The organism is Paenibacillus sp. JL3B1040, from assembly GCF_057063165.1.
In genome coordinates, this window is record NZ_CM169317.1 from 5,756,849 (window position 1) to 5,770,966 (window position 14,118).

Here is a 14,118-nt window from a genome sequence, read left to right on the forward strand (position 1 = left end):
GAGGAGGGAAATCCAGTGGATCTTAAAGCATCTCGCACCTTAAAGTCTACTCTATTTTACGTGCTGGTTGTACTCTTCTTGGCTTTTGTTCTGTTGCCCTACCTATGGCAATTTTTAACTTCATTTAAGCCTCTGGCGGAGATCTCGGCCATACCGGCCAAATGGATACCCAGCACCGTCAATCTTGATTATTACTTTAATGTCTTCCAGAAACACCCGTTTGCCAGATATTTATTGAACAGTGCGATCGTCTCCACCACGACGATGATCGTATGTATATTCATCGGGGCTTCGGCGTCCTATGCCCTGGCCAGATTACGTTTTAAAGGAAAAAAAGTCGTCCTGCTGTCCATTTTGTCGATTTCCATGTTTCCGACGATTTCGACGGTAAGCCCGCTATTTCTGATTCTGAAGAACATGAATTTGTTGAATACGTATGCCGGGTTGGTTATCCCTTATACGACATTCGCTTTGCCCTTCTCCATCTGGCTGCTGACGAATTTCTTCGGACAATTGCCAAAAGGCTTCGAAGAAGCGGCGACCATCGATGGTTGTTCCAGACTGCAGACCTTTATCAAAATTATGCTGCCGCTGATCAAACCCGCGACCTTCTCGGTGGGCCTGTTGGTCTTCATCAACTCCTGGAACGAGTATATCTACAGTTTGACGTTTATGACGGACGACCTCATGAGAACGGTACCGGTCGGAATCGCTCTGTTCCCCAGCAATTATGAACTCCCGTGGGGCGACATGGCGGCCGCGTCGATTGTCGTTACGGTTCCGCTCATTGCTTTGGTGCTAGTGTTCCAGCAGAAAATCATTGCCGGGTTGACCACGGGAGGAATTAAAGGGTAAATCGCCAAGAGGAGAATAAAAATGAGCAAAATCAGATTTGGACTTATAGGCTCGGGTTGGAGGGCCGAATTTTATATTCGGATTGCCAAAGCTCTTCCCGAAAAATTCGAATTAACCGGGGTCGTTATACGAAATCGGGAGAAAGGAGAACGATTCGCTGCAGAATTCGGGGTAAATGTCGTACATTCGCTCGAAGAATTGGTGAAGAGCCAGCCCGATTATGTTGTATTATCCGTCAAAAGAGGATTTGTCACCGGTTATTTGGTGGAATTGTTTAAACAGCGGATTCCCGTATTGTGCGAGACCCCACCGGGGGAGACGATCCAGGAACTGGAGGAGTTATGGAAGCAAGCGGTCCATTACAACGCTAAGCTGCAGATTGCTGAACAATATTTTGTACAGCCGCTGTATGCCGCTTGGCTAAAGGTCATTCGGGACGGCAAGCTGGGGGAAATCAGCAACATAAACATATCGTCCCTGCATGGATATCACGGCGTCAGCATCATCCGAAAGTTTTTAAATCTAGGCTACGAAAATTGCACGATCAGCGGGAAAAGGTTTTCCTTTGAAGTGACTGAAACCTATGGCCGTGAAGGAATGGCTTATGACGGGGAAACCTTTTTCTGTAACAGAGACCGTTTGACGTTGGAGTTTGACCATGGGAAAGTCGCCTTTTTTGACTTCTCGGATCCGGCGCAATACCACTCCTTCATCCGAACCCGTCAGTTAACCGTGCAGGGGGTGCGGGGCGAAATCGATGACCTGACCATTCGTTATCTTGCGTCCGGCAACGTGCCGGTGACACAACAATTAAACCGTATTGACTTGGGGAAATACGGTAACCAAGAGTGGTCTCACTATGGAATTATGCTGGGCGAAGAGTTCGTCTATAAGAACCCGTTTTCGAACGTTCGCTTGAACGACGATGAAATCGCCGTGGCCACCTGCATGGACCGAATGAGCGAGTATTTGGCCACCGGGGTTGATTTCTATTCCTTGAAAGAAGCGCTGCAAGATACTTACATTGCTTTGGCGATGGACGAAGCGCTTAGGCAACCGAATCGGGAAGTCAAGACTTCGACAAGAATATGGGCTCAGCAAACGGATTCGGAGGGCTGACATGTTGATCTTTGATCAAAAAATTGAGCTTCAAGACCGTAGTAACGATTTGTTCATGGCAGGAGAAATTTTAATTGATATGATATCCGCGCAATATAGCGACGATTTTACCAGTGGCACTTATCATCGGTTTTTTGGCGGATCTCCCTCCAATATAGCAGTGAACGCGAAGAAACTGGGAATTCGGGCGGTTATCGCTTCGGCGGTGGGAGAAGACGGCTTTGGCTCCTACCTGATCCATGAATTGGAAACGGCCGGAATCAATACAAACTGTGTCCAGAGGATAGACAAGAGCCCCACGAGCATGGTTGTCGTAACCAAAAGCCGCGCCACGCCGACACCTATATTTTATCGAGGCGCGGATTATCGTCTGTCTTATACCAACCGGATTGAAGAGGCTTTGGTAAACTCCAAAATCGTTCATTTTTCTTGTTGGCCCCTATCGAGGAGACCAGCGAGGGATACGATCGAGAAAGTGATCTCCAAAGCCCGAATGAATCGAATATTGGTTTGCTTTGATCCAAACTATCATCCGATGTTATGGGAAGAGGGCGAGGATGGCGTCCAATACGTAAAGTCACTCATCGGGAAGGTGGATATCGTTAAACCTTCCGAAGACGATGCGGAAAGATTGTTTGGAAAACAAACTCATGAACAATATTTGAATATGTTCTTGAAACTGGGCGTTAAGCTTGTGATTCTCACCATGGGAAAAGACGGCGCCATGGTTTCAAACGGTACGGAGATCGTCCGCTTTAAGACCTTGGCTACGGAGGTTGCGGATACGACGGGAGCGGGAGACGCTTTCTGGTCGGGATTTTACGCGGCGATTGTAAAGGGATATACGATCCGCCAAGCCTTGTCTTTAGGTTTTGCGGTTAGCGCCTTCAAATTGAAATACATCGGTGCCACCGTCGATTTGCCGAGACTGGAAGAGATACAAGCGATATATGGACTATAGGAGGATTTCATATGGCGGTAAAAAATCAAGTCCAACTGATCACATATCCCGATTCGTTGGGAGGTGATCTAAAGGCGCTTCATCGCGTTCTTGCCATGCATTTTGCCGATGTTTTCAAAGGAGGCGTGCATATCCTACCGCCGTTTCCTTCTTCGGGCGACCGGGGGTTTGCTCCGCTGACGTATCTGGACATCGATCCGAACTTCGGCACCTGGGATGACATGAAGAGGATCGGCGATAATTTCGACGTATTGGTCGACTTGATGGTGAATCATATTTCGCAGCAGTCGACCTATTTTCAGGACTTTCTCAACCACGGCCGCAAATCCGAGTACGTTGATATGTTTATTACGCTGAATAAGATTTGGGGGGACGGGAATCCGGTAGAAGCGGATATCGAAAAAATGTTTCTGCGTAGACCGAAGCCGTATTCGACGTTCACCATCAAAGAGACAGGGGAAGAAGAAGTGGTATGGACAACATTCGGGAAATCCGACCCTTCCGAACAAATCGATTTGGATGTGAACTCGCCGAAGGTCAAGCAGTGGTTTACCGACTTGTTCGCCCATTTCAAACAACATCGGGTGAAAATTGTCCGGCTTGACGCGGTCGGTTATGTCATCAAAAAAATGGGGACGAGCTGCTTCTTCGTGGAGCCGGAAATCTATGGTTTCCTCGAATGGATCAAAGCGCTTGCCGACTCCATGGGGATTGAACTGTTGCCCGAAGTGCACGCTCATTACGAGATTCAGTATAAACTTGCGGAACGCGGCTATTGGATTTACGACTTCATCCTGCCGTATCGGATATTGGAGACGCTCCTTACCAAATCCGGCGACTCTTTAAAGCAATATCTGAGAACTCGGCCGCATAAGCAGTTTACGATGCTCGATTGCCATGACGGCATTCCTGTCAAGCCGGATCTGGATGATTTGATCGACACCAAGGAAGCCAAACAACTGGTGGATACCTGCCTGGAAAGAGGCGCGAATCTTAGCCTGATCTTATCTGACGAGCACAAAGCCGCGGACGGTTTCGATGTTCATCAGATCAGATGCTCGTACTACTCGGTGCTCAATCATGACGATGATGCCTATCTGGCGGCCCGCGCCCTGCAGTTCTTTACGCCCGGCGTGCCTCAGGTCTATTATGTCGGGCTATTGGCCGGAGAGAATGATCTTGAAAATGTCATGAAAACCGGGGAAGGCCGGGAAATCAACCGCCACAACTTCACCCTTGGCGAAATCGAACAAGCGGTGAAAAAAACGGTGGTGCAAAGACTGCTGAAGCTGATCCGGTTTCGCAATGATTACGCGGCATTTGACGGGGAGTTCGAAGTTTTGGATACCGCCGCGGACGAAGTTCGGCTGGCTTGGCGGAAAGATGACAAGCGATGCACCTTGATCGTAGACCTTAATAGCAGTCGGTCGGTCATCGACTATGTGGACGAGAACGGGGCTATTCAACAATACTTTATATAACAGAGGATGTGCTTGAGATGACAGTATTGCCAATTCACAATCACGGTTTGAACGCAAGCCGGCTTATTTTGGGATGTATGGGGCTCGGCGGAGGCTGGAGCCGGGATCCGATCCAAGCCGAACATGTAAAGCAAGCGCACGAAGCGGTGGAAACCGCTTTGGCCAACGGTATTCATATGTTTGATCATGCGGATATTTATGCATTTGGCAAGGCCGAAACGGTCTTTGGTCAAGTATTGACGGAAAAACCGAACTTAAGGGAAAAGATGATCATTCAATCGAAGCTGGGGATTCGCTTCCCGGATGAAGCCGCCGGAATTCCGGCGCGGTATGATTTTTCGAAGGAATACATTTTGGAGAGCGTAGACGGCATTCTATCCAGACTGGGCATTGACTACCTGGACGTCCTGCTCCTGCATCGCCCGGATGCGCTGATGGATGCGCGGGAAGTGACGGAAGCCTTCCATCAATTGAAAGCGTCCGGAAAAGCCCGTTATTTCGGGGTTTCCAATATGAGCGCCGGACAGATTCGTCTGTTGCAGCAGCATTTCAGCGAAAAATTGGTCGTCAATCAGCTGGAACTGAGCCTGCACAAGATCGGTTGGCTTGAAACCGGCGTCCATGTGAATCAGGATGCGGCGCGAAACAATATTTTTCCCGAAGGTACGCTGGAATATTGCCAGACGGAGAACATTCAACTGCAAGCTTGGGGTTCGCTGGCCAAAGGGTTGTACTCGGGCGCCGACCTTCAGGACGCAAACGAGCAAGTAAGAAGTACGGCGGCGCTTGTGAGTCGGTTGGCCGAAGAGAAACAAACTTCGCGGGAGGCGATTGTGCTTGCTTGGTTGATGAAGCATCCCGCCGCCATCCAGCCGGTCATCGGAACTACCTCCCCTTCCCGAATTCAGGCTTGCGCGGAAGCGGAAAACGTTCAGCTAAGCCGTGACGAATGGTACTCCTTGTACGTCAGCTCCCGCGGGATAAGCTTGCCATAATTGACTGCATAGGTCTTTTATAAGGCGCGGCCTGTGAAAGGCTCCCCATACAGGCAAAATTCCGTTGCCGTATGGGGAGTTTTTCGAAGCGAAGTCAGCGCGGCCCCTACCCCTTCAACCCCGTCGTCGAGATGCCCTCGACAAAGTATTTCTGGGCAAAGAAGAACAGCAGGATGCACGGCACGATGCTGACGACCGACATCGCGATGACCTGGTTCCAGGAGACGGCCGAGGAGGCGTCCAGGGATAAGCGCAGCCCCAGCGATACGGTAAATTTCCGTACGCTGCTAATGTAGATGATCGAGTTGAAGAAGTCGTTCCACGTCCACATGAACTGGAAGATCCCCACCGAGAAGATCGCCGGCTTACACAGCGGCAGCAGCACCCGGGTCAACACCGTAAACGAGTTGCACCCGTCGATCGTCGCCGCTTCGTCCAGGTCCCGCGGCAAGCCGCGGATGAACTGGATCATCAGGTAGACGAAAAACGCGCTTGTCGCAAAGGCCGCCGGGACGATGAACGGCAGGTACGAATCCAGCCACCCCAGCTTATTAAACAAAATGTAGCGGGGAATCATGATCGAAGCGTTCGGCAGCATCAAGGTGGCGATCATGATGGAGAACAGCAGCGTCTTCAGCGGGAACTGGAAACGAGCAAACCCGTACGCCACAACCACGCTCGAAAGGATCGTAAACAACACGGTCGGCACAACCAGGATAAACGTGTTGGCGAAGAAATCCTGGAACCCGTATTGGCCCGTGCCCTGCCAGCCCAGCGCGTACGCGTCCCACACGTAGCTGCTCGGCAGCAGCTTGGTGGAGCCGAAAATATCGGCATTCGTCTTGAACGAGGAGGCGAACAGCCACAAGAGCGGATAAACCATGATGAAACCCAATGCAATCAGAAACAAGTAATTCGGCCACGATCTTTTTAACGTTCCGCCTGCTCTCATGTCATCGCCCCCCATCCTCGTAATGCACCCAACTGCCCGAACTCTTGAAAATAACCGCCGTCACGCCCATGATGATCAGGAACAGCACCCAGGACAACGCCGATGCATACCCCATATTGAAGAAGGTAAAAGCTTCCTCGTACAGCTTGAGCGCGTACAAGTATGTTGATTTCAGCGGTCCGCCGCCGGTAATGACAAACGCCCCGGTGAACTCCTGGAACGCATTGACCATCTGCATGACCAGGTTGAACAACACGATCGGCGTAAGCAGCGGCACGGTGATTTTGAAGAACATCCGCGTTTTCGAAGCGCCGTCGATCGATCCGGCTTCGTACAATTCGCTCGGAATCTGCTGGATGCCGGCCAGAAACAGCACCATCGAAGAGCCGAACTGCCAAACGGTCAGCAGGCCAAGCGTATACAGGGCAACGTCCGGACTCCCCAGCCAATCGACCGGGCCCAGATGAAGCCGGGCCAACAGGGCGTTGACGACGCCTTCCTTCATGAACAGAAAGCGCCACAGAACGGAGACCGCCACGCTCCCCCCCAGAATGGAGGGGAGATAATATACCGTGCGGAAGAAGTTGATGCCTTTCAGCTTCGCGCTTAGCAGCATGGCGATAAACAAAGCGAAAGCCAGCTTGACCGGGACGGCCAGCACGACGTAAATGCCGGTGACCTTCAGCGACTGATAGAACTCCGGGTCCCCCGTGAAAATCTTGACGTAATTGTCCCACCCGGTCCAAACTGGGGCGCTGACCATGTTGTAATTCGTAAACGAGTAATAAAATGAAGACAAGAACGGATACAACTGGAGCAGCAGCAACCCGATGATCCATGGCGAAATGTACAGCAGTCCGACATACTGATAGTTCCGTTTGCGTTTGATCATGGCGGACCCCTCCCCTCCTACCGTAAAACCTGTTTATTGGGTACGGTCTTTGATTTCGGCCAATTTGGACGTTAAGCTGGCGATCAGCTCGTCGGCGGCCTGTTCCGGCGTCGCTTTGTTATAGCTCACCTTCTGAATGACATCCTCCAGGATTTTGGAGACCTCCGAGTTGTTGGAGATGCTGTTATCCACAAGCCCCGCGTTCTCCAGCCCCAGTTCAACCGCATTCGTGATCACCGCATCGATTTTACCCGCTTCCACGGCGGCCTGCTGCGAAGATTTCACTGGCGGAATCGAGCGGACCCCGCCCAAAATGACCGCCGCTTCCGGATCGGTCATCAACCAATCGAGGAATTTCACGGCCTCTTCTTGATGTTGGCTCTTCTTGCTGACAGCGATCAGCTGGGACGGACGGACGACCACGCCGGTGTTTTTGGCATCCTTGGCGATCGCCGGCAGCGCCGTCACGATTTCGGTTCCCTCCGGAAGTACCGTTTTCAACGTTGGCAGGGTACTGCTCATCGAAGTAGTCATCGGCATTTCCTGATTGATCCACTTCGGGTTCTGGTCGAGCTTGCCGAAGAACAAATCGGCTTCGCCAATCGGTTGATACACGCCGGCATCCATTGCTTTCTGCAGCCATTCGAAGCTGGCCGCGGCGTCCTCTTTCGTAAAGCCGACCGTGTAATCGTCTTTGATCCATTGCTCGCCCGTACGCTGCTTCAGCATCGTGCGAAAATCTTGGGTTAACGCCGCATGGTCGGCCAGCAGCAGGTATTTGCCGCTATCGGCCTCATGCAGTTTCTTGCCATGCTCATAAAGCGCATCCCAATCCCATTGAATATCCGTCGGGATGCCAAGCTGGTCGGCCAGCGTCTTGTTGATGATCAAGCAGTAGGCGTTGACACCAGTCGGCACCGCCACCAGCTTGCCGTCATAAACGCCGAAGTTGTCCAGAAATGTCGGGTCGAACCCGGTGGCATCGAAATCCCCCGTCGTCTTCAGATCAACGAAGAAGTCCCCTTTCGTCACCAGCTCTTGCACCCACGGCAGGTCCAACTGAATAATGTCGGCCGAAGTGCCGCTGGTCAGTTGGGTTTTGATCTTTTGCTCGTACCCGTCAAAGCCCTGGTACTCCGCTTCGATCGTGACGTTTGGCGCGATTTTCTTGTACGCCTCGATCGCCTCCAGCGTAGCCGCATGGCGGTCCTCGCCGCCCCACCAGCTGAAGCGCAAGGTCACCTGCTCGCCCGCGGCCCCGCCCTTTTCGGAATTTCCATTATTGCCGGAAGGAACCGCCTTGTCGTTTCCCCCGGAAGAACAGCCGTTCAAGAGCGCAAGAAGGAGTGCCATGGCCAGGCCAAGCGACCACATCTTTTTTCTTCTCATCATTCATTCTCCCCTTTAACAACCATAAATTTGTAAGCGCTTTTAGTATAAAGTCGAATCCCGTCGCCCGATAAGGTAGCTGCTCTTAGAAAAAGGTATCATTTTTCGCGCAATTTTCGCCCAAGGTATCCTCAAATTGTAAAAAGAATCGTTTTTTCAGCTATTTTCACGCTAGTGTTAAATCGCTTACAATCATTTTCCAGCGATCTGCTATAATTGGTGTAAGCCGTTACATTTAATTCATAGGAGCCGGGTGAGAGAATGTACAACCTGTTGATTGTGGATGACGAAGCGGAAACGCGCGAAGCGCTGTCGAGTTATTTTCCGTGGAACGAAGTGGGTTTCCAGGTCGTTGGTCAGGCGAATAACGGGCGGGAGGCGCTCCGGTTGATCGCCGAAGGCGAACGTGTCGATATCGTGCTGACCGACATCAAAATGCCGGTCATGTCCGGGGTCGAGCTGGCCGAGCAGTTGTACAACCACCAGCGTCATATCAAAATGGTCTTTCTCAGCGGCTACCGGGATTTCGAATATGCCCAGCAAGCCCTGCATTACCGGGTCAAGAACTACGTGCTCAAGCCAGCCAAATACCACGTACTCCTGGACGTCTTCGGTAAAATCAAGGAGGAGATGGATGCGGAAGCGGCTGCGGAGAAGCCGGGATCCGAGCCGGCGCCGAATTTGGCCCCATCCCTTGGCCAAGGGAGCGAAAGCCTGATCATTCAGAAAATTAAAGAATACGTCAAAACCAACTATAAAGACGCCTCGCTCGAGGAAGCGGCCCGGCTCGTGCACATGAACGCCAACTACCTGAGTTTTTTCTTCAAGCAGAAGACCGGGCAGAATTTCTCTGACTACCTGCTGCAAAAGAAGATGGAGACGGCCGTCAGCCTGCTCCGGGACGTGAGCTACAAAACCTACGAAATCAGCGAAATGGTCGGCTACAGTAACGCCAAAAACTTTACGCGAACGTTCAAAAGCTATTATGGCCTGACGCCCAGCGAATACCGGAACGGCGCCGCAAGCTTATGAGGGAAAAGTACTTCGTCAAGCAGCTTACGGCTTTCCTTGTTCCGCTGCTCGTGCCTATCGTCCTGCTCGGCTCGCTGTCCTTCCTGACCGCGCAGCATGATATCAAAAAGGACATCAACCAGAACAGCAGCTTTCTGCTCCACCAGTCGCAAACCCAGCTGGAAATGATCCTGAACGAGCTCGATACGCTGTATCTGGCGCTGTACGACAATACGGCGATTTTCAACGAGGTGTCGGCCGTGCTGAAAAATCCGTATTACACTTACGAAAGTTCGGTCTCATACCGGATCATCTCCAGCTACCTGAACGGGTTCACCAGCTCCAAGCCGTACATCCAGTCCTTTTACCTGTACGTCGACAACCCCTATCAACGCTTTTTATCGTCGGTGGGCGGGCTGGTGACGTTGGATCATTTTTACGATACCGCCTGGTACGAGGCCTTTATGGACTATTCAGGCTTGCCCGCCAAGTGGACTTCGCGCCGATCCGTCAAATTCTACGACTTCGAGTCGGACGCGACGCCGATCGTCACTTTCTATAACGTCCTGGTGCCGCAGAAGATCGCTATCATTTTGAACATCCGGCCGAAGTATATCGAGAGCATTTTGGACGACATCACGAAATACCCGGATCAGCAATTATTCGTACTGGACGAAGAGAACCACGTGATTTTCTCCAACCGCCACGGCGGGCGGCTGCAGGAGACGGAGATTCTGACGATCGCCGGCAATCCGGCGTCTTTCTTCGATATGGACACGCCGCAGGGCAAGGTGAATGTGACCAAGGTCGAGTCCGAACGGTACAAGTGGAAATACGTGTCGGTCATCCCCCACCGCGAGCTCTACAAAACGCCGACGCGTATTTTGAACTATACCCTGGTGTTCGTCGCCGTCTCGGTTGCCTGCGGATTCGCGTTGACCTATTACCTGATCCGCCGCAACTACAAGCAGCTCAATATGATCCGAACGCTGATCAAATCCGCCGACGACAACCGCGTGCCGCTGAAGCCGCCTTTGAAAGTAAGGGACGAATACTCCTACATCATCCGGAACATGATCACGCATTTCATCGAGCACCGGTACATCAAAACCCAACTGCTGGAGAAAAAATACCGCCTTCAGGTCATGGAGCTGCTTGCGCTGCAATCGCAGATCAATCCGCATTTCCTGTACAATACGCTTCATTCGGTGTACTGGGAGTCCGTTGCCCTGACCGGCAAACCGAACAAAGCCAGCGAAATGATCGAGGACTTGTCCGACATCCTCTCCTACTCGTTCAGCGACCCGACCAAAGTCGTCACCTGGGGCGAAGAAATCGCCAACACCGTCAGTTACGTGAATATTCAGCGAAAAAGGTACAACAACAAGTTCGACGTCCGGTTCGACTATGAGGAGGAAATTACCCGTCTGTACACGATCAAGCTGGTCTTGCAGCCTTTGGTCGAGAACAGCATCTATCACGGCATCAAGGAAAAAGACGGACAAGGCCTGATTAAGGTGAAGTTCAAACGAGGGAAGGATCAACTGAGCATTACCGTGATCGACAATGGCTGCGGCATCCCGCCGGAAGAGTTGAGCGAGCTCACCCGGCGGCTGTATTCCGACGAGGAGCGGACCGAACATGTCGGTCTGTACAACACGTGCAAGCGGTTAAGACTGACCTACGAGAACGAATTTACCTTCCGGATACGCAGCAAGCCGGGATTTGGCACGATGGTGGAGTTGACCGTGCCCGCTATCGAGAAGCGGCCACCGGCCGAACGCGAGTGAGGGCTGGCGAACCGCCCATTTACCGCGCCCGGTTGTTTCCGTTAAACATCCGCTGCTCCCGCCGATAGACTTGCGGCGACACGAGCTTGGCCTTCTTGAACACGCGGCCGAAGTGGGTCACGCTTTGATAACCGACGCGGTACGCGATGTCGGTCACGGGCAGCTCCGTCTCGCGCAGCAGCGCGCAGGCTTCCTCAATGCGGACGCGGTTGATGTAGGCGACCAGCGTCAGCCCCGTGACCCGGGGGAAAATATGGCTGAGGTAATACGGGCTGAGATGAAAGCGGCCGGCCAGTTCGCCCAGGCTGAGGTTCTCATCGTAGTGCGCGTTGATGTACCGGGCCACTTCGGCGATTTCCCGGTAAGAGCGCTTGCCGCCCCCCTCTTCCCCATCGTGGCTCGGCCGTCCCTTCGCCATGCGGAGCAGGGTGAGCAGCAGTTCGGCCAGCAGCAATCGGCAGTAATCCTCGTAACCGCTGACCTGCTGCTTCTGCTCCGTCAGCAGCCGCGCCAGCAGCGGCTGCACGAGTTGCTGCTCCTCGGCGTTTAACCGCAGGACCGGGTATTTTTCGAAGAGTTGCTCCAACTCTTCTACCCTTCCCGGTAGCAGCGTGCTCACCGCCTCCGTGCGGAAGTTCACCAGCAGCCGCTCGTGGGGCTGCGACAGCTTCCCCGAAGGCGATGTTTTGTGCAGCGCATTGATCGGGACCAGCACCAGGTCACCCGCGCAAATGCGGTAGATTTGATCTTTGATGAAATAACACCGTTCCCCGGACACGAGATAATAAATTTCCCAAGCATCGTGAAAATGCTGCCCCTCCATCGAGAACCGTCCCGGCTGCTTGGCCGCCTCGATGAACAGCGCCCGGCGAATCGGTTCCAATTGTCCCTCCATCGTCATTTCGCTTCCCTCCCTTACAACCCCCGTCTCAAGACAGCAAAAAATGTAGAGTAACGGTCCAAATCAACAAAATTCGTGCGGTAACTTTTCTATTTTTGCTCTATGTTTATTGTAACATCATTCAAGGGAGTGAACGAGAAATGCAAGAAGCAACAACGGTCAAAAATTTAAAAATTGCTTATATCGGCGGCGGCTCACGCGGCTGGGCCTGGGGATTGATGAGCGATTTGGCTTTGGAACCGGCGCTTTCGGGGCATGTAGCTTTATACGATATCGACTATCCGGCGGCTCAAGCGAATGAGACGATTGGTAACCGCTTACAGGACCATCCCGATGCGGTGGGACGCTGGCGCTACGAGGCCGTGAAGACATTGCCGGAGGCGTTGAAGGGCGCCGACTTCGTGATCATCTCCATCCTGCCCGGAACGTTCGAGGAAATGCGGTCGGACGTGCATGCGCCGGAAGCCTACGGCGTCTACCAGTCCGTCGGCGACACCGTCGGCCCGGGCGGCGCGATTCGCGCGCTGCGCAGCATTCCGATGTACGTGGAGATCGCCGAAGCGATCCGTGACCACGCGCCGAACGCTTGGGTCATCAACTACACGAACCCGATGAGCGTGCTGACCCGCACCCTGTACAAGGTGTTCCCGGGCATCAAAGCCTTTGGCTGCTGCCATGAGGTCTTCGGCACCCAGGAGCTGCTCGCCGAAATGTTGCAGGACATGGAGGGGCTAACCGATGTCCGCCGTCAGGATATCGAAGTGAACGTGCTGGGGATCAATCATTTCACCTGGCTGGACCGGGCTTCCTACCGCGGCACCGACCTGTTTCCGATCTACCGGGCTTTTACCGAGAAGTATGCCGAAGAAGGCTTTAGCGCGCATGGGCAAAAAGACCACTGGATGAACAACAGCTTTACGTCGGCGAATCGCATCCATTTCGACCTGTTCCGCCGCTTCGGGCTGATCGCCGCCGCCGGTGACCGCCATCTGGCCGAATTCATGCCGAATACCTGGTACTTGAGCAGCCCCGAGCACGTGAAGCAGTGGAAATTCGGCCTGACGACCGTTGCCTGGCGGATCGACAACCTGCAGAAGCTGCGCGAACGCAGCCGTAGGCTCGTCTCCGGCGAAGAGACGTTCTCGCTCAAATCCAGCGGCGAGGAAGGCATCGCCATGCTGCGCAGCTTGACCGGCGCCAGCGCCCCGCTGATCACTAACGTCAACCTGCCGAACCGCGGCCAGATGGCCTCGCTGCCGCTCGGCGCCGTCGTCGAGACGAACGCCGTGTTCGGCGCGGACAGCGTCCAGCCGGTGCTGGCGGGCAGCCTGCCGGAGGACATCAACAATCTCGTTACCCGTCACGTCTATAACCAGGAAGCCATTCTCAAGGCGGCCATTACCAAAGACCGCGATCTGGCCTTCCGCGCTTTCATGAACGACCCGCTGCTCTCCGGCCTCACGCCGGACCAAGCGGAGGAGCTGTTCACGACGATGCTGAACAACACCAAGGCGTATTTGCCGGGGTGGGAATTGTAGATCGGATAGGAGGCTACCCATTAGTTGGGTAGCCGACCTTCCACACCACCGTAGGTACCATTCGGTACACGGCGGTTCAACCGCTTAAGAATGCAATTGACGTAAACGCTCTGCAGGCCGATTCGCCGGATCCATCTGGTTTGAGGATTTCCTTGCGCCGTACCGGACTTGGCCTGCAGCTTCCTTCACGATACTTTTGCAGAAGCTCGTCTCTGTGTTCCCGCAGCCACGGCA

12 protein-coding genes are annotated in these 14,118 nt (G+C 53.2%); 8 read left to right on the top strand and 4 right to left on the bottom strand.

Annotation, left to right across the window (positions count from 1 at the left end; genetic code table 11):
- Positions 1-15: 15 nt before the first annotated feature.
- The 5 genes from ACZF99_RS26430 to ACZF99_RS26450 are packed head-to-tail and all read left to right on the top strand — an operon-like array spanning position 16 to position 5,411.
- Positions 16-855 (top strand): carbohydrate ABC transporter permease, encoded by an 840-nt coding sequence (locus tag ACZF99_RS26430; protein WP_483607849.1) that lies wholly within the window; start codon positions 16-18, stop codon positions 853-855.
- A gap of 21 nt (positions 856-876) precedes the next feature.
- Positions 877-1,974, top strand: coding sequence for a Gfo/Idh/MocA family protein (locus tag ACZF99_RS26435; protein WP_483607851.1), 1,098 nt, complete (start codon positions 877-879; stop codon positions 1,972-1,974).
- A 1-nt stretch (position 1,975) separates the two neighbouring features.
- Positions 1,976-2,935 (top strand): carbohydrate kinase family protein, encoded by a 960-nt coding sequence (locus tag ACZF99_RS26440; RefSeq protein ID WP_483607853.1) that lies wholly within the window; start codon positions 1,976-1,978, stop codon positions 2,933-2,935.
- An 11-nt stretch (positions 2,936-2,946) separates the two neighbouring features.
- Positions 2,947-4,416: a sucrose phosphorylase gene (gene gtfA / locus ACZF99_RS26445; RefSeq protein ID WP_483607855.1), complete on the top strand. Its 1,470-nt coding sequence runs from the start codon at positions 2,947-2,949 to the stop codon at positions 4,414-4,416.
- Positions 4,417-4,433: 17 nt separating this feature from the next.
- Positions 4,434-5,411, top strand: a complete 978-nt coding sequence (locus ACZF99_RS26450; protein ID WP_483607857.1) for an aldo/keto reductase — start codon at positions 4,434-4,436, stop codon at positions 5,409-5,411.
- Between the two features lie 106 nt (positions 5,412-5,517).
- Here the strand turns inward: ACZF99_RS26450 and ACZF99_RS26455 are convergent, their stop codons facing one another.
- Genes ACZF99_RS26455 through ACZF99_RS26465 form a run of 3 tightly spaced genes read right to left on the bottom strand, consistent with a single transcriptional unit; the run spans position 5,518 to position 8,644 of the window.
- Positions 5,518-6,363 (bottom strand): carbohydrate ABC transporter permease, encoded by an 846-nt coding sequence (locus tag ACZF99_RS26455; protein ID WP_483607859.1) that lies wholly within the window; start codon positions 6,361-6,363, stop codon positions 5,518-5,520.
- A 1-nt stretch (position 6,364) separates the two neighbouring features.
- On the bottom strand, positions 6,365-7,255 hold the full coding sequence (locus ACZF99_RS26460; protein WP_483607861.1) for a carbohydrate ABC transporter permease: 891 nt from the start codon (positions 7,253-7,255) through the stop codon (positions 6,365-6,367).
- A gap of 33 nt (positions 7,256-7,288) precedes the next feature.
- Complete coding sequence (locus tag ACZF99_RS26465) at positions 7,289-8,644, bottom strand: ABC transporter substrate-binding protein (protein ID WP_483607863.1); 1,356 nt, start codon at positions 8,642-8,644, stop codon at positions 7,289-7,291.
- Between the two features lie 261 nt (positions 8,645-8,905).
- Here ACZF99_RS26465 and ACZF99_RS26470 point away from each other — a divergent pair, with 261 nt between their 5' ends.
- Both ACZF99_RS26470 and ACZF99_RS26475 read left to right on the top strand, forming a co-directional pair.
- On the top strand, positions 8,906-9,676 hold the full coding sequence (locus tag ACZF99_RS26470; protein WP_483607865.1) for a response regulator transcription factor: 771 nt from the start codon (positions 8,906-8,908) through the stop codon (positions 9,674-9,676).
- The gene (locus tag ACZF99_RS26475; protein ID WP_483607867.1) at positions 9,673-11,445 is read left to right on the top strand and encodes a sensor histidine kinase; all 1,773 of its coding nucleotides are present in this window, start codon (positions 9,673-9,675) and stop codon (positions 11,443-11,445) included. Before ACZF99_RS26470 ends, ACZF99_RS26475 begins: the two co-directional genes overlap by 4 nt.
- 19 nt (positions 11,446-11,464) lie before the next feature.
- Here the strand turns inward: ACZF99_RS26475 and ACZF99_RS26480 are convergent, their stop codons facing one another.
- The gene (locus ACZF99_RS26480) at positions 11,465-12,346 is read right to left on the bottom strand and encodes a helix-turn-helix domain-containing protein (protein ID WP_483607869.1); all 882 of its coding nucleotides are present in this window, start codon (positions 12,344-12,346) and stop codon (positions 11,465-11,467) included.
- 140 nt (positions 12,347-12,486) lie between these two features.
- Here ACZF99_RS26480 and ACZF99_RS26485 point away from each other — a divergent pair, with 140 nt between their 5' ends.
- Entirely contained in the window at positions 12,487-13,884 is a 1,398-nt protein-coding gene (locus ACZF99_RS26485; RefSeq protein WP_483607871.1) for a family 4 glycosyl hydrolase, read from the top strand.
- The last annotated feature ends 234 nt before the right edge of the window (positions 13,885-14,118 follow it).

Bases quoted from the DNA above. Each gene is read 5' to 3' on its own strand.
- ACZF99_RS26470 (WP_483607865.1), top strand. From the start codon at position 8,906: ATGTACAACCTGTTGATTGTGGATGACGAAGCGGAAACGCGCGAAGCG.
- ACZF99_RS26475 (WP_483607867.1), top strand. From the start codon at position 9,673: ATGAGGGAAAAGTACTTCGTCAAGCAGCTTACGGCTTTCCTTGTTCCG.
- ACZF99_RS26450 (WP_483607857.1), top strand. From the start codon at position 4,434: ATGACAGTATTGCCAATTCACAATCACGGTTTGAACGCAAGCCGGCTT.
- ACZF99_RS26455 (WP_483607859.1), bottom strand. From the start codon at position 6,363: ATGAGAGCAGGCGGAACGTTAAAAAGATCGTGGCCGAATTACTTGTTT.
- ACZF99_RS26485 (WP_483607871.1), top strand. From the start codon at position 12,487: ATGCAAGAAGCAACAACGGTCAAAAATTTAAAAATTGCTTATATCGGC.
- gtfA (WP_483607855.1), top strand. From the start codon at position 2,947: ATGGCGGTAAAAAATCAAGTCCAACTGATCACATATCCCGATTCGTTG.
- ACZF99_RS26440 (WP_483607853.1), top strand. From the start codon at position 1,976: ATGTTGATCTTTGATCAAAAAATTGAGCTTCAAGACCGTAGTAACGAT.
- ACZF99_RS26480 (WP_483607869.1), bottom strand. From the start codon at position 12,346: ATGACGATGGAGGGACAATTGGAACCGATTCGCCGGGCGCTGTTCATC.
- ACZF99_RS26465 (WP_483607863.1), bottom strand. From the start codon at position 8,644: ATGAGAAGAAAAAAGATGTGGTCGCTTGGCCTGGCCATGGCACTCCTT.
- ACZF99_RS26435 (WP_483607851.1), top strand. From the start codon at position 877: ATGAGCAAAATCAGATTTGGACTTATAGGCTCGGGTTGGAGGGCCGAA.
- ACZF99_RS26460 (WP_483607861.1), bottom strand. From the start codon at position 7,255: ATGATCAAACGCAAACGGAACTATCAGTATGTCGGACTGCTGTACATT.